Raw genomic sequence first — 17,721 nt, 5'->3', positions numbered from 1 at the left:
AACCATGGGTATGCGATGGTGCGGCGGCAATACCGCGCCAATCAGGCGAATGTGTCGACGGCGCCCAGCACCGCGCGGCGGATGACCGGCTGCGCCTCTTCCTGCTGTCCCGAATCGCCGCCATTGCCGGCATTGCCATTGCGGCCGCCGCTGCCGCCGCGCGCCTGCTCGGCGAACGCCTGCTGCTGTTCCTGCGACCCGGCCGACACGGTAGCATTGCCCAGCGCGATGCCGGCTTCGCTCATCATTTCGCGCAGCTTCGGCAGCGCATTCTCGATCGCCTGCCGGGTTTCCGGCTGGTGCGCCGTGAACGTGGCGGTGGCGGAATCGTTCGAGACGTTCAGCACCACTTGCAGCGGCCCGAGATCCGGCGGGTTCAGCGTCAGCGAAGCGCTCTGGTCGCCGCCGGCCACCATCCACACGACCTTCTGGCCCAATTGCTGTTCCCAGGCATTCGTGCCCACGCGGGCCTGCAACTGGTTCGCGGCCACGGCGTTGGCGGCCTGCATCGCGCCGGCCATGGCTTGCGCGACAGGTTGCGCAACGGGCTGCGGCGCGGGCGCCGCCTCGGCAAGGCGTGCGGCAAACGACTCGGCCTGCTGGTCGGCCACGAGCGCCGCGTCGGTGCCCGCCTTGAGCAGGCGGTTCGCACCGGCCTGGTCGGCCAGCGCATCCTGCAATGCCGTGGTGCCTTCGGCCCCGGCCTTGCCGGCCCGCGCGTCGGCAGCGAGGTTGGCCAGCGTGGCCCTGCCGGCGGCGTCGGCCTGCATGGCCGCCAGCGCGGCGGCATCCGTGCCCGTCGCCGCTGCCGTGTCCGGCTTGACCTCGGTCTTGCCGGTCAGTTGGCCGTAGGCGGCCAGCATCGCCAGCATGCCGGCGGCCGGGTCGGCCACGGAGGCGGTGTCCTCGGCGGACTCGGCCGTTTCTTCGGCCGGGGTCGACTCGGTGGTGGCGGGCTTGGCGGCGGCATCGGTGGACGCCGGCGCCTGTGCGTCATCGGCCTGGCTGGCGTTGTTCGCGTTCTGGGCCTGCGCCGGCTTTGCCGGCTGGGCGTTCTTTGCCGGCGCTTTGGTCTGCGGGGCAGGGGCCGGCTGTTCCGGCGCCGCGCGAACGGGCGCGCGCTCGATTTCCAGCGTCAAGGCTTGCTTGAAGTCGTTGTTGGGCAGCGGCGCGCTCTTGGCCGGCTGCGGCTTGTTCGGTTGCTGGTTCTGGATGGATTGGGTCTGCATGGGGCGCCTGGAGGGTATTAACGGCGGAAGAAGGCCTGGCGCGACGCATGCTCGTCCATCGCCTTCTGGTCGCGCTTGGCCTCGAGCTTTTGCAGCTTGGCGTCTTCGCGGTCGCGCAGGGTGGAATAGGACACGCGTTTGCGTTCGGCCGCCTGCCACGTGGTTTTTTCCATGTCGCCGCGCTTCCTGGCGTGCCGCAGCACTTCTTCCTGGCCCTGGATCGCACTGTCGAGCTTGTCCATGAACGCCTGGAAGTTACGGTAAGCCATCGGCGTGATGCCGGCTTGCTGGCTTGCCTGGAACTTGCGCAGGTATTCATCGCGATAGCCGATCAGCATGTTCAGCTTCTCTTCCGCGTCGTTGATGGCTTTCAAGGCCGCGCCCAGGCGCTTGGCCGCGTCGTCCGTCTCGGTCTGCGCCAGGTCGATCAGGGTATTGAGTTGGTTTTTCGAGGCCATGATGGGAAATTATACGGAGCGCTCAACCGGTCAATCAGTCGAACAGCGTGGCCAATTGCCCCAAGCTCTCGGCCATGTCGACCCGTTCCGTGATCTTTTGTTGCAGGAAATGCTCGATGCGGTCGTGCAGCTTGATCGCCTCGTCGATCTTCGGGTCCGTACCCGGGGTGTAGGCACCCACGGCGATCAGGTCGCGACTGCGCTCGTACACGGAGAACAGCTGCTTCAGGCGGCGCGCCTTGTTCTGGTGGTCGTGCGACGTGATCGAGTGCATGGCCCGGCTGATCGATTGCTCGATGTCGATGGCGGGGTAGTGGCCCGCCTCGGCCAGGCGGCGGTTCAGCACGATGTGGCCATCCAGGATCGCGCGCGCCGAGTCGGCGATCGGGTCCTGCTGGTCGTCGCCTTCGGTCAGCACGGTGTAGAACGCCGTGATCGAGCCGCCGCCCAGTTCGCCATTGCCGGCGCGCTCCACCAGCACGGGCAGCTTCGCGAACACGGAGGGCGGATACCCCTTGGTGGCCGGCGGTTCGCCGATCGCCAGGGCGATCTCGCGCTGCGCCATCGCATAGCGGGTCAGCGAGTCCATGATCAGCAGCACGTTCTGGCCCTTGTCGCGGAAATGCTCGGCGATCGCGGTCGAGTAGGCCGCGCCCTGCATGCGCATCAGCGGCGGCGTGTCGGCCGGCGCGGCCACCACCACGGAGCGTGCCAGGCCTTCCTCGCCCAGGATGTGTTCGATGAATTCCTTGACCTCGCGGCCCCGTTCGCCGATCAGGCCCACCACGATGATGTCCGCCTCCGTGTAGCGCGCCATCATGCCGAGCAGGACGGACTTGCCGACGCCGGAACCGGCGAACAGGCCCATGCGCTGGCCGCGGCCCACGGTCAGCATGGCGTTGATGCAACGGACGCCCACGTTGAGTGTTTCGACAATCGGTGCGCGCCCCAGCGGGTTGGCGGGACGCACGTTGATCGGCGCCGAGTCGTTCGTCTGGATCGGGCCCAGGCCGTCGAGCGGGCGCCCGGCTGCGTCCACCACGCGGCCCAGCAGTTCCGGGCCCACCGGCAATTGCCGTGCGCGGTCGCTGGTGCGGCGGCGCGGGTGCGTGACGGTGCCCGGCTTGGGGATCGATGGTTCGATGGGAAACACGCGCGTGCCGGGCACGATGCCTTCGACATCGCTCTGCGGCATCAGGAACAGCCGGTCGCCCTCGAAGCCGACGACCTCGGCCTCGACCTTGCCGCCGGCCGGCAGCGGCACCGTGCAGGCGGCACCCACGGCGAGGCGCAGGCCGACCGCTTCCATGACGAGGCCGGCCACCCGCGTGACGCGGCCGGAGACCTGCATGGGCTCCACAAAGTCCAGCAGCGTGCCGCAGTCGCGCAGGTAGGAACGCCAGCGGTTGGCGTGCTTTTCTGGGCCTTGTACTTGAGTATCCATGTTTGCTTACCCCGCCGACCTGATACCGGTTGCTGCAAAGTCCAGCAGCGTGCCGCAGTCGCGCAGGTAGGAACGCCAGCGGTTGGCGTGCTTTTCTGGGCCTTGTACTTGAGTATCCATGTTTGCTTACCCCGCCGACCTGATACCGGTTGCTGCGAAGTCCAGCAGCGTGCCGCAGTCGCGCAGGTAGGAACGCCAGCGGTTGGCGTGCTGCTCGGGGCCTTCTACCAGGGCGTCCATTTAGTCGGTCTCCAGCCAGTCGAGGTTCTTGCCCACCGCATGCGCCAGGCGCGCCCAGCGCGCCTGCACCTGGGCATCGATCTGGTTGCTCGGCGTATCGATCTTGCAGCCGCCCCGTTCGATCGACGGGTCGTCGCTGATGATCCAGCCGCTCTTGTCCAGCTCCTCGCCAATGGCGCCGCGGATGATCGCCGCATCGTCGGGATTGAGGAACAGCACCGCGGGCTTCTGCATCGTCGGCAGGTAGGCGATGGCGTCCTGCACGATGGGGATGATCAATTCCGGCTTGGCGGGCAGCGCCTGCTTGAGCATGTTGCGGGCCAGGTGCAGCGCGAGGTCGAGCACGTCATTGGCGATCAGCTGGTCGGCGCCGCGCAGCGCCTCCGAGAAACTGGTCGCCAGGTTCGCCAGCGGGGCGAGCGCCCCCTTCAGCGCTTCCTCGCCTTCGCGGATCGCCTCGTCCTCACCGGCCCGGTGGCCTCCCGCGTAGCCGTCCTGGTAGCCCTGCTGGCGTGCCTCCTCGCGGATGGCTTCCAGCTCTTCCACGGTCGGGTAGACGGGGGGCGGCGGGGCGTTCATGGCGCGCTCGTACTCGGCCTGGCGCGCGGCGGCATCGGCCGCCTGCTGCTGCGCCAATTGCTCGGCGCGCGCCCGCGCCTCGGCCTCTTCGCGCTCCCGCTGCGCCAGCGTGCTGGGTCGCAGGTCACCGAACGATTTCAGTTCCCAGCGCTGGAATGCAGGCTGTGCATCTTTCGGAAAATTAGCCAAGCGTTACCTCTTCAACAACGGAAAACCGGTGACAGGCACCGGGTTTTTCGAAATATTTCTAAAAGTCGGGTGCCTGTCACCGTTGTTAGACGAACGAATCCTCTCCCTTGCCGCCCAGGACGATCTGTCCCTCGTCGGCCAGGCGCCGCACGATCTGCAGGATGCCCTTCTGCTGCGTTTCCACCTCCGATAGCCGCACCGGCCCCTTCGATTCCAGGTCCTCGCGCATCATCTCGCTGGCGCGCGCCGACATGTTCTTGAAGATCTTCTCGCGCAATTCCTGCGAGGCGCCCTTCAGCGCGATGATCAGCATTTCCGACTGCACTTCGCGCAGCAGCAGCTGGATGCCGCGGTCGTCGATGTCGATCAAATTGTCGAACACGAACATCTCGTCCATGATCTTCTGCGCCATGTCGTTGTCGTAGTTCTTGATGTTTTCCATGACGGAGTTTTCCTGCTCCCCGCTCATGAAGTTCAAGATCTCGGCCGCGGTGCGCACCCCGCCCAGCGTGGACTTCTTGATGTTCTCGTTACCCGAGAGCAGCTTGGTCAGCACGTCGTTCAGCTCGCGCAGGGCGGCTGGCTGCACGCCGTCCAGCGTGGCGATGCGCAACACCACGTCATTGCGCAAGCGGTCTGTAAAGTGTCCCAGAATTTCGCAAGCCTGGTCGCGCTCCAGGTGCACGAGGATAGTCGCGATGATCTGCGGGTGCTCGTTGCGGATGAGCTCGGCCACGGATTGCGAGTCCATCCACTTCAGGCTTTCGATGCCGGAAGCGTCCTTGCCGCCCAGGATGCGCGACAGCAATACGGACGCCTTGTCGTCGCCCAGCGCCTTGGTCAGCACCTGGCGGATGTATTCGTCCGAGTCCAGGCCCACGGTGGAAGCGGCGGCCACCTCGTCGCGAAAGCCGTCCAGCACGTCGACCACCTGCTCGTGCGGCACGTTCTTCATCGTGGCCATCGCCGCGCCCAGCTTCAGCACCTCGCGCGGGCCCAGGAATTTCATCACTTCCGCCGCTTCGGCTTCGCCCATTGCCAGCATCAGGATGGCTGCCTTTTGCAGCCCGGTATTTTCAGTCATTGTTGCCTATCCATGCTTTGATCACGTTGGCGACGATCCGTGGGTCTTCGTTGGCCAGTTTCTTGGCCAGTGCCAGGTTGTCGCGGTAAGTCCGTGCCGTGGTTTCTTCCAGCGCGGCCAGTTCCTGGGCGCGGATTTCCTCTTCCGTCGGGCCGGCCGGTTCCGCGACGATTTCTTCCTCCGGTTCGGGCTCGGGCGCGTTGATTTCGTCGATCTTCTTGAACACGGGGCGCATCATCGGGCGCACCACGCGCAGCAGGATGTACAGCAGGATCAGCGCCACGATCAGGAACTTGGCGATCTCGGCCGCCAGCGGCAGGTTCGCTGGGTCGCGCCACCAGTCGAGCGCGGGCGCGGCCGGCTTGTCGATGCCGTCGAACGGCACGTTCGCCACGCTCACCGAGTCGCCGCGGTCCTGGTTGTAGCCCATCGCTTCGCGCACCAGGCTGTTGATCTTCGCCATTTCCTCGGCGGACAGCGGGCGCACGGTTACCTTGCCGTTCGCGTCGACGATGCGGCGGTAGTTGACCACCACGCCCACCGTCATGCGCTTCAGGCCGGCGATGGCTTTCTGCTCGTAGCGCACCGTCTTGTCGACCTCGTAGTTGGTCGTCGATTCCTTGTGGCCGGGCAGGGTGCCGGGTGCGCCCGCGCCGACCACGCCGGGCGGCGCTGCCTCGCCGGGCGGCGTGGTTTCCAGCGGGGCGGTGGCCGTGCCGGGCGGCTGGTTGGACAGGGCACCCGGCACGCCGTTCGGGTTGGCGTTCGGGTTGCCCGTCGTCTCGCTGCTCTGCTGGCTGCGGATCGCCGACGGCGCCGGCGCCGAGTTCGGCTTGTACGATTCGGCGGCCTGCTCGACGGCGGAAAAGTCCACGTCGGCCACGGCCTCTGCGCGCACATTGTCTTCGCCGACGATCGGTTTGACGATGTTCTCGACCTGCTTGATGATCTGCTTCTGCAATTCCTGCACGTACTTCAGCTGCGTCGCATCGAGGCTCTTGATCGCCGTATTGCTGTCCTTGTTCTGGTTCGACAGCAGGTTGCCCTGCTGGTCGACGACGGTCACGTTGGCCGGCGTCAGGTCCGGCACGCTGGAGGCGACGAGGTGCACGATGGCGCTCACCTGGCCCGGATCGATCGAGCGGTTCGGGTGCAGGGTCAGCACCACGGAAGCGGTGGGGTGCTGCTGCTCGCGCACGAACACGGAAGGCTTCGGCATGGCCAGGTGCACGCGGGCCGCCTGCACGCTGCCCAGCGATTCCACGGACTTGGCCAGCTCGCCTTCCAGCGCGCGCTGGTAGTTCACCTGTTCCAGGAACTGCGAGATGCCGAGCTTCTGGTTTTCCATCAGCTCGAAGCCCACGTTGCCGCCTTTCGGCAAGCCCTGGGACGCCAGGCGCAGGCGCGTGGCGGCCACTTGCTCTTCCGGAATCAGGATCGCATTGCCGCCTTCGCTGAACTTGTACGGCACTTGCATCTGGTCCAGCGCGGCCGTGATGGCGCCGCCGTCGCGGTCGGAATAATTGGCGAACAGCACGCGGTATTCCGGCTGGCTCTGCCACAGCCAGATCATGGCGATCACCGCGATCACGGCGGCCACGGCGCCGCCGCGGATGATGTTCTTTCCGAGCGGGGTCTTGTAGAACGGGGGACGCGCGTCGCCGGCGGCGGGGGCGTCGAGGTCGAGTTGTTCGGCGGCTGCGGCCATGGATGTATTTCCGGGAACGTTGGATATCGGCGGCCCGGACTCAGCGGGCATGTACCACATTATCGGTTCGCGGCCTGTTCATCGATCCGTGGAAAAGAGGGCCGTTTCGGGGCCTGCTCGCCGCCGCCGCTGGCGGTCCTGGCTGATATTCTGCGAGGGTAGAAAAAGCATCCGGCCCCTGCGCTGGATCCTTTAGGTATTGTAGCGCGGCAACCATCGTTTTGCCTGGTTTTGTTCCGCTACAGCAACAGTGCACCAACCGAGCGGAGTCCACCATGCGCACAGGCGGTATCGACAGCAGCCAGATCCAGTCCATGATCGCCCAGCTGAAGGCGGCAGCAACGCGCCCGCAGGCCACGCCGCCGGCGATCCAGACCGAGCAGCCGGCCGCGAAGGTCGACTTTTCCAATGCCCTGAAGGGAGCGCTGGACAGCGTGGCGGAAAGCCAGAACAAGGCGCAGGCCATGTCGCGGCAATTCCAGCTGGGCGACGATTCGGTGAACCTGTCCGACGTGATGATCCAGATGCAGAAGGCCAGCATCAACTTCCAGGCCACCGTGCAGGTGCGCAACAAGCTGGTACAGGCTTATACGGACATCATGAACATGCAGGTGTAAGCGGAAGAAGACCGGTGTCGAACACCTTTTCCGCAGGAAAAGATGTTCGACACCAGCGGATTCGCAGTCCGCGGCGTCGATTTATTGGTGTCGGACACCCTTGCGGTGTCGGACACCGGTTTTCTGCCGAGGCAATCTTCCAGGCCACTTCCTAGCCGAGCCAACCGCATACGCCTCAACAGCTACAGCGATCATCCAATCCCGTTGATCCGGGCATTCCTCTCCCGCTCCAGCTTCGTGATATAGCGCTGCACGGCCGCGGCGGCGCCGCGCCCCATGTCGATGAACTGGCAGCCCAGCCGCCGGTTCGGCTTGTTGTTCAGCAGCGTCATGTCGAGCATGTTGCGGATCTGCAGGTTCGTCGTGATATTGCCCAGGTCTGGCAGTTCGATACGGCACTCGGCGTAGTCGCGGCCGATCGTATCGCCCAGCACGAACTGGTTGTCGAGGATGGCGATGCCGCCCACGCTGATGTCGGCCAGGGGGAACACGCCCACGCCGCCGCCCAGCTCGGGCGGCAACGGGATCGAGACGCGCACGGGGTTCGTCAGCGGCGTGGCCATGCGGTAGTACTCGCGCCGTTGCAGGCGGATCAGGCTGGCCGGCACGGCCATTTTCAGCGCCGGCTTGCCGTCGTGCAGGGAAGGGTGCAGGCTGTCGCTGCCGAAGAAGATGCGGATCTTGTCGAGGGACGTTTCGAACGATACGTCGCCCGAGAGCAGGGCCCGCTCGTAATCGGGATCGAGCGGGCGGTCGATCAGCACCGTGTCGGCATCGCCGTCGACGGCCAGGATCGCGGTGGTGTAGACGGCGCCGCCGTCGCGCGCGGCCACGCGTACTTCCTGTTTCTTGTCGGAGATCGCGCGCAGCAGCGCGATGACTTCCCGGCGCGATCCTACCTCGAAATCGTGCCAGTTTTCGGTATCCGTGTCCGCAATGAAGGGTTGCATCAGGGTTCGCCAGAGGTAGATGTGGAAGGGGGGAGGGCGGCTTCGGTATCGGGGGCTGGCGGTGGCGCCGTGCCGGATTTTTTTGCCGCCTCGATATGATAAAGCCAGGCCAATAGTTCCGCAATGACACGGTAGAGCGCCGGCGGGATTTGCCGGTCGAGGTCGATATCCATCAGCAGCGACACGAGTTCCTTCGACTCGTGCACGTACACGCCGGCCTCGGCTGCCACGGCGATGATCTGCTCGGCCACCAGGCCGCGGCCCTTGGCGACGACCTTCGGCGCCCCCTCGCCGTTCTTGTAGGCGAGCGCGACGGCGCTCTGCAGTGGGCGCTTGGGCGGATCGTCACGACGCATCGCTGTCGCCTTTCGCGGGCGCCGCCGGCGCCTCCGCACCGATCGACAGGGTCGACAGCGGCAAGCCCGCCGCGTCCAGCGCGCGCTGCAATTCGCCGGACCAGGCGCGCAACTCGGCGGCGGTATCGTCGGAATCGGACTGCATCGTCAGGTGCACCTGATCGCCCACCAGCGTGACGCTGGCAGCCACCTTGCCCAGCAGCGGCAGGTGGAAGCGTACGCCGCTCCGCCAGACCGGCTGCTCCTCCGCTTCGCCGCGGCCGCGCGAGCGCCCCTCGTTCTCCTCGCGCTCCACTTCCCACTGCATGCGCTGGCCCGGCCATGCCTCGCCGTGCCACTGCACCTTGCCCTGTTCCTGCGCGTGCAGTTGCAGGTTGATCATGTGCGCGGCCGAAAGGTCGGGCCCTCCCATCGCGCGCGCCATCGCGTCGGAGGTGGCGCCCTGCATCATGCGCTGCATCTGCGGCTCGCGCGCCAGTTCCTGCAGGCTGCGCTTGCCTTCGGCCCATTCGGCCACATGCGACTCGTAGAACAGTCCCGATTCGCCCAGCACGTTTTTCAGCGCGCCTTCCAGGCGGCCGGGATCGGGCACGCCGGCAGCGACCAGCGCCTGCTTGCCATGGATGACAACCGGTGCGCCGGGGGCCGTGTAAGCCTGCGTCAGCGCGCTGGCGATGGCGCGCGCGGCCGGGCTCAGCGTGGCCTGGGCGGAAGTATGGTCGAGGGTGGGGAGCTGGTCGGCGGGAACCAGCGGCGCCTTGTTGAGCAGTACCGCGGCCGAGCTCATCGGCCGGGTTTGCGCTGCGCCCGTTTCGCCGGGCGCGGTGTACACGGTAGCCAGCTGGGCCTGTTCAGTGCCCACCTGCAGCAGGGGGCGGGGGTGCGCGGCCACCACGTTCAGGGCGACCTGCGCGCCGACCTGGGTGCCGCCGGGCAGCATCATGCGCGCGTTGGTATCGGCCACGCGCACCAGGTAGCTGCCGTCCGGGATCTTCGCCAGCACCTCGCCCGCCACGGTCTTGCCGACCATCGGCGCCAGGTTCCGCTGGAACGCGGCTTGCCGCGGATCGGCGACCGCCTGGCCGCCGCCCGGCACGAGGGGCCGCAGCCCGGCCGAATCGAGCCGCGTCTGCACTGCTCAGGTTCTCCCGATAATGTTCATGAAATGCGGTTCATGAAATGCGGTTCATGAAATGCGCTGCATGCAATGCCGCTTGGATGCAACGCCGTCAAGGCAAGGCGGCTCAAACGCCGCCGTAAGCATTGGCGAGGCGCCGCTCGGTGCCGGTACTGTTGATCAGTTTCGCCAGTTGCGCCATCCACGGCGTGATCAGGTCGCGCACCTTGCGGTCGTCGTCCAGCATCTGCTTGATCAGCGTGGCCTTGCGCGTGCGCTGCTCGCCTTCCAGGCGCACCATGCCTTCCGTGGCCTTGAGCACCGCCACGTGCGCGTTCATGCGCTGTTCCAGGTCCTGCAGGTGCTCCCAGTCGGAAGCATTGGCGGCGGCCACCATCTGGCTGGTCAGCTCGCCCATCGCCGCGTACACCGACAGCACGTCGTGATTGGTCATCGTCATCGAAGGTTCTTGCCTGTCTCAGTAGCCGGAATCAGTAGCCGGAAAAAGCGGGGAATTGCTTGTGATTGGCGACGGGCGCGCCGCCCGCCGGCGCGGCAGGCACTTCGTCGCCGATCTGCTTCCACGTCTCGCGCAGGTCCGTCAACAGGCCGCGCACCTCGTCCAGGATTTCAACCTGGTTCTGCAGGTTCGCGGTCAGCAGGCGGGCGCTCATGTATTCATACAGCGCGTCCAGGTTTCGCGCGATTTCGCCGCCCACTTCCTTGTCCAGGCTGGCCTTCAAGCCATTGTCGATGATCTGGATGGCATGCGAAATCGCCTTGCCTTTCCCTTCGATATTGCCGGCCTTCATGTGGTTGGCGGCATTGATCAGCGCGACGATCGCGCCGTCGTACAGCATCACGATCAGCTTGTGCGGCGAGGCCGCGGCGACACCCGTCTCCAGGCCGACCTTGGCATAGGCGTTGACGCCGCGTTGAGGACTTCCGAACATGGTTCTCTCCTTGCTTCTTGTTGCTTCACATATTGGAGGACAGGGCCGCCAATTGCTGGGTCAGGTAACTGGACGTGGTCTGCATGTTTGCCAGCATGACGTCCAACGCGCTGTACTGCTTGCGGTAGCGGGCTTCGATGCCGGCCAGCTTGTCCGAGAACGCGTCGCGCTGCTTTTCCACGTCCTTGATCGATTTGTTGATGCCATCCGTGCGGCTGGTGATCTGGCCGGTCTTGCCCAGCATGGTCGTGGCAAGGTTGTTCAGCTGGTAAGCATAGCCTTGCGAGAAACTGACCGTGCCGCGCGGGCCGGTGGTGCCGCCGGTAATGTCGATCTTCAGGCCCTCGACATCGGTACCGGCCAGGCCGGTCATCGTCTGACCCGAGCCGACCACCGGATGGCCGCCCAGCGTGCCGGCCACGTCCACGCCCGCGACCGCCGCAGCGCCGCCGAACAGGCTGTCCACCGTCGTGCCGCTGGTGGAGCTCAGCGAAATATTCGACAGGGAGCCGTACTTCGCCGACGCGACGACGAGCTTGCCGTTGCTGTCGATCGATGCGGTGACGGACTTGCCATCGTTCGAGAACGTCGATATGCCATTGATCGACGACTGGATCACCTTGGCCAGCTCGGCCGGCGTGTAGGTGCCGGCCGGGATCGTCACCGTCGCCGTGTTCTTGCTGTCGCTCGGCGTCGTGTCGTTCAGCGTAACGGCCCACGTCGTGTTGGCGGCGATGGTCGTGCTGGCAGGTACTGCCGCGCCGCTCGTCAGCGAGCCTTGGGAAGCCATCTGGGTGATCGACAGGTCGTACGTGCCCGGCTTCGTGGCGGCCGTGGACGACGAGAACGACACCAGGTTGTCGGTGGTGTTGCCGACCGCGCCGAACAGGGCGCCGATATCGGCGAAGTTCTTGTCGATCGCCTTCTGGAACTTGCTCGAGTCGAGCGACAGCGTGCCATCCTTGGCAAAGCTGATGCCCACCTGGCCCAGGTTGCTGAATGCGCCCGTCAGGCCGGTGATGTTGGACGTCATCATGCGCCGGATCTGCGACTGGATCGACGTCGCGGTGGCATCGCCCTGCAGGGCGCCGGCCGCCTTGGTTTCCGAGTTGTAGCCGGTCAGCTTCTTCAACGTGCCGTTTAGGTCGTTGTAGGCCTTGACGAACGCTTCCACATTGGTCTTCACCTGCGAGGTATTGCGGCTGACGGCGAGCGTGCTCGACCCGGTCTGGGTGACGGTCAGCGTAACGCCCTGGATCGCTTCGCCCACATTGTTCGACTTGCTCGTGACGGCGATGCCGTTGACGGTCAGCTTGGTATCCTGCGCGGCGGAAGTCTGGGTCATCTTCTGCGCGCCGCCCGGATCGTAGCCCAGCAGGTCGGCCAGCGCGGCATCGGGCGGATCGGTGTCCGTGCCGGACAGCGAAATCTTCATCGACGCGTTCGCACCGGTGGCGTTCGACGTGAACACCAGGTGATACGGCTTGTCGCTGCCGTCCGACACGATGGTCGCGGTGACGCCGATATTGGCCTTGTTGACGGCGTCGCGAATGCCTTCCAGCGAATTGTTGGTGGAATCGATCGTCACGGTGCCGGAGGCGATGTTGGCATCCTGGGTGAACCCGCCGCCCAGGTAGGTGCCGCCGGTGCCGGCCGTCAGGCCGGCGGCGGCAGGGTTGCTGCCGGCGACCGTGATCGGGCTCGCCGTCGTCGAACTGAGCGAAATGCCGCTGACCGCCGTCACGCTGGACCCCACGTTGGCTTGCGCGGCGCTCTTGCCGATGCCGCCCGTCACGCCGCCCGACACCACTTCCTCGATCTGGAGGTTGGCGCCATCGGCGCGGGAAAATTTCAGGTCGCCGCCCGCCGCGCTGCCGCTGAAGGAGATGCCGGCGTTGGTCAGTGCCGTGAGCACGGTCGACGGCCCGGCGAGCGCCGCGTCGATCGATGCCGCCGTGACGCCGGCACCGGCCGCCGCGCCCGCCGCTTGCGCGCCGATTTCCACGCCGCCGACTTTCAGCGCATAGGTGCCGCCGCCTGCCGTGGACACATCGCCGAAGCCGCCGAACAGGGCAGCATCGCTCGTCGTCGCCGTGGCGGTGGCCGTCACGCCGGTCGTCGTGCTTTTCGCATTGATGGCCTCGGCCAGCGCGCGCGCGCTGGTGGTGGTGCTGTCGGTGGCAATGGCCGTGCCGTTGATCGTCAGCGAGCCGTTGCTGATGCCGCTCGCGGCGATATTGCTGGCGAGCTTCGTGCCGGGCAGGCCGAAGCCGCCGCTGACACTGCCGAACTGGAAGGAAAGGGTGGTCTTGCCGCCCAGGCCGATCGCCGACTTGTTGCTGGCGATGCCGGCCGTGGTCAGCGTCTGCGCCTGCGCCAGCTGCGTCACGTTGACCTTGTAGTTGCCGGCGACGGCCTTGGACGAAGCCGATGCGGAAAAGATGTCCTTGTTGCCTGGCGTGGCGCTGAGCGCGTTGAAGTCGGTGGCCTTGGTCAGCCCGCCGAGCGCGGTCTGGAAGGCGCCCACGGCACCCGACAGCGAACCGTAGGCCGACAGCGTGGCCTGGTACGAGGCGGTCTTTTGGTCGTACTTGGCCAGCGGTTGCTGCTCGACGGTCATCAACTGGGAGACGATGCTGTTGACGTCCAGCACGCTGCCGGTAGTGGTGATGGTTGCCACGGCTTTGCTCCTGAGAAAGCGATAATGTAGGTCATTATCGGCAGAATCAAACGAGACTTGAGAGGGGGAAATAACACCCAGTTTCGGCGATGGAACCGATGGTAGCCGAAAGCGGGCGGAGCCGACGCCCGGGTAGGGTCGGCTCCAGGTAGTTCGATACGGGCGCGGGCGGCGTCAGGCTTGCTGGCGGATCAGCAGGCCGAAGGCCTTGTCGAGCGACTTGGCGATCTGCAGCGCTTCCTCGGTGGGCATCTGCCGCACCACTTCCTTGGTGTGGGTATCGATGACCTTGACGATGGTGCGCTTGCTCTCCTCGTCGATCTCGAAGCTGATGCTTTGCTCGTGCACCGACTCGTTGAGCTTGCTTACCGCGGCGGCCAATTCGTCTTTCGGCGTGCTGTCCGGCGCGCCTGCCGTCGCTGGTTTCGTTTCCGCCGCCGGTTTGGCGGCGACGAGCGGCCGCGCGACGGACACGGTGGCATTTTCGGCGGCGAGAACACGCTCCGGCCGGGCTGAGAAAGTGCCGAGCTTGTCGATTGTCATGATGGCTCCTGAAATGGCAAAAATTCCCCGACCGGCAAAACCAGGCGGGGAACCGCAAAATACGATCCGTGATCGGCCGGCGCAAAGCCGGCCGGGTCACGCGTCGAAGCGATTAGCGCAGGAGGCTCATCACGCCGTTCGGCAGCGAGTTCGCCTGGGCCAGCATGGCGGTACCGGCCTGCTGCAGGATCTGGCCACGCGTCATGGCGGCCGTTTCCGCGGCGAAGTCGGTATCGACGATACGGCTCTTCGATGCCGACAGGTTCTCCGTCGTGGTCGACAGGTTCGAGATTGCCGAGGCAAAACGCGACTGCAGTGCACCGAAGGCGGCGCGCTGGGTGTTCACGGTTGCCAGTGCCGCGTCGGCGATCTTGATCGCTGCCTGGGCACCCTTGAAGTCGGAGATGTCCAGCGATGCGACGGACTTCAGGCTCGACGTGCCGCTGCTCGACAGGCCGGACGCGTCGGTCACCTTGAAGGCGCCTTCCGAGTCATAGGTGATCGTGCCGTTGGCGATCGTCGAGGCATTGTTCGCCTTCATGTCGTTCGCCGCGGTCAGGCCGCCACCGGCCTGGTACGTACGTGCATCGAAGGTCGTGTTGGCCGTGGCGCGCGTGTTCTTCAGGTCGATGTTGGCGCCGGTGGCGTGCGTCAGCTTGATGCCTTTGTTGGTGGCATCGTATTCGGCCGTGACGCCGGTCTTGGCCGCCTGCGCGTTGATGGCGTTAATGCCCGCGGCGTAGTCGGAAGCGGTGTCGCCGGTGCCGGCCACGCTGAAGTTGATCTTCACGGCGTCGGTCGTGTTGTCGCCCTTCAGTTCGAACGAGAAGTCTTCGTTGCCGCTCATTTTGACCAGCACTTCGGTTTTCGCCGACGCGGTCACGCCGGTGTTGGCCGTCTGCGCGTTCACCTTGGCGGCGATCGTCTGCGCGGTATCGGCACTGGTCGTGGTGATCTGGGTAGCACTGCCGCGCACGCCCGACACGTCCACCGTACCGGAGCTGGCCACGCTGGAAGTCGAGGTCGCCGCGGCGGCATCGGTCGCCAGGTTGTTGTTGCCGTAGGTGCTGGTCAGGAAGTTCGAACCGGTGGACGTGATCAGCTGGTTGGCATCGGCGCCGACCTGGAATTTCGCGGTCCCCATCGAGCCATCGAGCAGGTTCTGGCCGTTGAACGACGTGGTTTGCGCGATACGGTTCAGTTCAGACGACAGCTGCGTCACTTCGGTCTGCAGGGCCTTGCGGTCCGATGCGGAGTTCGAGGCGTTCGACGACTGGACAGCCAGTTCGCGGATACGCTGCAGGATGTCGCCGGAGGAGGACAGTGCGCCTTCGGCAGTCTGCGCCATCGACACGCCGTCATTGGCATTGCGGGTCGCTTGCGTCATGCCGCGGATCTGCGAGCTCATACGATCGGAGATCGCGAGGCCTGCGGCGTCGTCTTTCGCGCTGTTGATACGCAGGCCGGACGACAGGCGCTGCAGCGAGGTGGACAGGGCAGACTGCGATTGCGACAGGTTGCGCTGCGAGTTCAGGGATGCGACGTTGGTGTTGATTGGGGAAGCCATGGCATTACTCCAGACAGGTACTTCAATTCGGCATTTGCTCTTCCACTTTGGCCCGCCACGCTGTTCCTGTGACGATCAAGCCGCTGTTGAGTCAAATTACGGTTTCCGTACGGGAACCTTGAGGATATTTTCGTGAGGAAATTATTTTTTCTAAGGCTAAAGTTTCCGGCCGGAGGTGCGCTTACACGACTACTCAGCAATAAACTTGAGGGGTGAATAGGAGATATATTTTCGGCGCCGGTCGTGCGCGGCCGGTCTTGCGCCGACGCGCTGTCACCCAGGATTGTGGAAGTTTCGCCAAGCCATCGGCCTCAGGCGCCCCTGCGCCCTGGCGACGGGCGAACGATCCAGCCTCCCGCCCGGGCGCGTGGCAGCGCCAAAGAAAAAGCGCTGTTCCCCAAGCATTGGCGAACAGCGCCAAAGAAAAATCCCCGGCTGGTTGCCCAGCCGGGGATGTCGAGGGATTATGGATGTGCTGATTAGCGCAGCAGGCTCATCACGCCGTTCGGCAGCTGGTTTGCCTGTGCCAGCATGGCGGTACCGGCCTGCTGGAGGATCTGGCCACGGGTCATCGAAGCCGTTTCCGCGGCGAAATCGGTATCGACGATGCGGCTCTTCGATGCCGACAGGTTTTCCGTCGTGGTCGACAGGTTCGAGATCGCCGAGGCGAAGCGCGATTGCAGTGCACCGTAGGCGGCGCGCTGGGTGTTCACGGTTGCCAGTGCCGCGTCGGCGATCTTGATCGCTGCCAGCGCACCCTTGAAGTCGGAGATGTCCAGCGAAGCGACCGACTTCAGTGCCGACGTGCCGCTGCTCGACAGGCCGGAAGCATCGGTCACCTTGAAGGCGCCTTCCGAGTCGTAGGTGATCTGGCCGTTGGCGATCGTGGTGGCGTTGTTCGCCTTCATGTCGTTCGCCGCGGTCAGGCCGCCACCGGCCTGGTACGTGCGGGCATCGAAGGTCGTGTTGGCCGTGGCACGGGTGTTCTTCAGGTCGATGTTCGCGCCGGTAGCGTGCGTCAGCTTCAAGCCCTTGTTGACGGCATCGTATTCGGCCGTGATGCCGGTCTTGGCCGACTGCGCGTTGATGGCGTTGATGCCCGCGGCGTAGTCCGAAGCGGTGTCACCGGTGCCGGAAACGCTGAAGTTCACCTTCACGGCGTCGGTCGTGTTGTCGCCCTTCAGTTCGAACGAGAAGTCCTCGTTGCCGCTCATCTTCAGCATCACTTCGGTCTGCGCCGTGGCGGTCACGCCGGTGTTGGCCGTCTGCGCGTTCACCTTGGCGGCGATCGTCTGCGCGGTATCGGCACTGGTCGTGGTGATCTGGGTGGCGCTGCCTCGCACGCCCGACACGTCCAGCGTACCCGAGCTGGCCACACTGGAAGCCGAGGTCGCCGCGGGGGCATCGGTCGCCAGGTTGTTGTTGCCGTAGGTGCTGGTCAGGAAGTTCGTGCCCGAAGCCGAGATCAGCTGGTTGGCGTCGGCGCCGACCTGGTAGTGCGCGGTGCCCATCGAACCGTCGAGCAGGGTCTGGCCGTTGAACGAGGTCGTTTGCGCAATACGGTTCAGTTCCGAGGACAGCTGGGTCACTTCGGTCTGCAGGGCCTTGCGGTCCGATGCGGAGTTCGATGCGTTGGACGACTGGACGGCCAGTTCGCGGATACGCTGCAGGATGTCGCCGGAGGAGGACAGTGCGCCTTCCGCGGTCTGCGCCATCGACACGCCGTCATTGGCGTTGCGGGTCGCTTGCGTCATGCCGCGGATTTGGGAGTTCATGCGGTCCGAGATCGCCAGGCCGGCGGCGTCGTCTTTGGCGCTGTTGATGCGCAGGCCGGACGACAGGCGTTGCAGCGAGGTCGACAGGGCGCCTTGCGAGCCCGACAGGTTACGTTGCGAATTCAGGGAAGCGATGTTGGTGTTGATGACCGATGCCATGATGACTCTCCAAAACTGTACTGCTGATCCGGCGATTTGCTCTGTCCACTTTGGCCCGCCACGCTGTTCTTGT

Annotated in this window: 16 protein-coding genes; 1 reads left to right on the top strand and 15 read right to left on the bottom strand. The window is 65.3% G+C overall.

Features of this window, described 5'->3' with window-relative positions; genetic code table 11:
- Positions 1-41 precede the first annotated feature (41 nt).
- From V6Z91_RS01735 to fliF, 6 genes are all read right to left on the bottom strand, one after another.
- On the bottom strand, positions 42-1,229 hold the full coding sequence (locus V6Z91_RS01735) for a flagellar hook-length control protein FliK (protein ID WP_338765813.1): 1,188 nt from the start codon (positions 1,227-1,229) through the stop codon (positions 42-44).
- Positions 1,230-1,246: 17 nt separating this feature from the next.
- Positions 1,247-1,687, bottom strand: a complete 441-nt coding sequence (gene fliJ / locus V6Z91_RS01730) for a flagellar export protein FliJ (protein ID WP_338765811.1) — start codon at positions 1,685-1,687, stop codon at positions 1,247-1,249.
- A gap of 34 nt (positions 1,688-1,721) precedes the next feature.
- A complete protein-coding gene (gene fliI, locus V6Z91_RS01725; RefSeq protein WP_338765808.1) occupies positions 1,722-3,131 on the bottom strand; it encodes a flagellar protein export ATPase FliI in 1,410 nt (469 codons plus the stop codon).
- Positions 3,132-3,371: 240 nt separating this feature from the next.
- Positions 3,372-4,139, bottom strand: a complete 768-nt coding sequence (locus V6Z91_RS01720; RefSeq protein WP_338765805.1) for a flagellar assembly protein FliH — start codon at positions 4,137-4,139, stop codon at positions 3,372-3,374.
- 85 nt (positions 4,140-4,224) lie between these two features.
- Positions 4,225-5,223, bottom strand: a complete 999-nt coding sequence (gene fliG / locus V6Z91_RS01715; protein WP_338765802.1) for a flagellar motor switch protein FliG — start codon at positions 5,221-5,223, stop codon at positions 4,225-4,227.
- Complete coding sequence (gene fliF, locus V6Z91_RS01710) at positions 5,216-6,931, bottom strand: flagellar basal-body MS-ring/collar protein FliF (RefSeq protein ID WP_338765800.1); 1,716 nt, start codon at positions 6,929-6,931, stop codon at positions 5,216-5,218. Before fliF ends, fliG begins: the two co-directional genes overlap by 8 nt.
- 275 nt (positions 6,932-7,206) lie before the next feature.
- Here fliF and fliE point away from each other — a divergent pair, with 275 nt between their 5' ends.
- Positions 7,207-7,548: a flagellar hook-basal body complex protein FliE gene (gene fliE / locus V6Z91_RS01705; RefSeq protein WP_338765797.1), complete on the top strand. Its 342-nt coding sequence runs from the start codon at positions 7,207-7,209 to the stop codon at positions 7,546-7,548.
- A gap of 191 nt (positions 7,549-7,739) precedes the next feature.
- On the opposite strand, the gene V6Z91_RS01700 is transcribed toward fliE, so the two are convergent.
- The 9 genes from V6Z91_RS01700 to V6Z91_RS01660 all read right to left on the bottom strand — a co-directional run bounded on the left by V6Z91_RS01700 (position 7,740) and on the right by V6Z91_RS01660 (position 17,648).
- Positions 7,740-8,498, bottom strand: coding sequence for a flagellar regulator YcgR PilZN domain-containing protein (locus tag V6Z91_RS01700; protein ID WP_338765795.1), 759 nt, complete (start codon positions 8,496-8,498; stop codon positions 7,740-7,742).
- Positions 8,498-8,854: an EscU/YscU/HrcU family type III secretion system export apparatus switch protein gene (locus tag V6Z91_RS01695; RefSeq protein ID WP_338765793.1), complete on the bottom strand. Its 357-nt coding sequence runs from the start codon at positions 8,852-8,854 to the stop codon at positions 8,498-8,500. Before V6Z91_RS01695 ends, V6Z91_RS01700 begins: the two co-directional genes overlap by 1 nt.
- Positions 8,844-9,989, bottom strand: a complete 1,146-nt coding sequence (locus V6Z91_RS01690; RefSeq protein ID WP_338765790.1) for a flagellar hook-length control protein FliK — start codon at positions 9,987-9,989, stop codon at positions 8,844-8,846. Before V6Z91_RS01690 ends, V6Z91_RS01695 begins: the two co-directional genes overlap by 11 nt.
- Positions 9,990-10,098: 109 nt before the next feature.
- Complete coding sequence (locus V6Z91_RS01685) at positions 10,099-10,431, bottom strand: flagellar protein FliT (RefSeq protein WP_338765789.1); 333 nt, start codon at positions 10,429-10,431, stop codon at positions 10,099-10,101.
- Positions 10,432-10,462: 31 nt separating this feature from the next.
- Positions 10,463-10,924 (bottom strand): flagellar export chaperone FliS, encoded by a 462-nt coding sequence (gene fliS / locus V6Z91_RS01680; RefSeq protein ID WP_338765787.1) that lies wholly within the window; start codon positions 10,922-10,924, stop codon positions 10,463-10,465.
- Between the two features lie 25 nt (positions 10,925-10,949).
- Positions 10,950-13,604: a flagellar filament capping protein FliD gene (fliD, locus tag V6Z91_RS01675; RefSeq protein WP_338765785.1), complete on the bottom strand. Its 2,655-nt coding sequence runs from the start codon at positions 13,602-13,604 to the stop codon at positions 10,950-10,952.
- 174 nt (positions 13,605-13,778) lie between these two features.
- Positions 13,779-14,147, bottom strand: a complete 369-nt coding sequence (locus V6Z91_RS01670; RefSeq protein ID WP_338765782.1) for a flagellar protein FlaG — start codon at positions 14,145-14,147, stop codon at positions 13,779-13,781.
- Positions 14,148-14,259: 112 nt separating this feature from the next.
- On the bottom strand, positions 14,260-15,714 hold the full coding sequence (locus tag V6Z91_RS01665; RefSeq protein WP_338765779.1) for a flagellin: 1,455 nt from the start codon (positions 15,712-15,714) through the stop codon (positions 14,260-14,262).
- A 479-nt stretch (positions 15,715-16,193) separates the two neighbouring features.
- A complete protein-coding gene (locus tag V6Z91_RS01660; protein ID WP_338765776.1) occupies positions 16,194-17,648 on the bottom strand; it encodes a flagellin in 1,455 nt (484 codons plus the stop codon).
- Between the last annotated feature and the right edge of the window lie 73 nt (positions 17,649-17,721).

Origin of the sequence: Massilia sp. METH4, from assembly GCF_037094685.1 — a bacterium.
GTDB lineage: Bacteria > Pseudomonadota > Gammaproteobacteria > Burkholderiales > Burkholderiaceae_D > Rugamonas.
The sequence above is the reverse complement of the archived record's forward strand: the minus strand, read 5'-3'. Positions and strand labels throughout refer to the sequence as shown.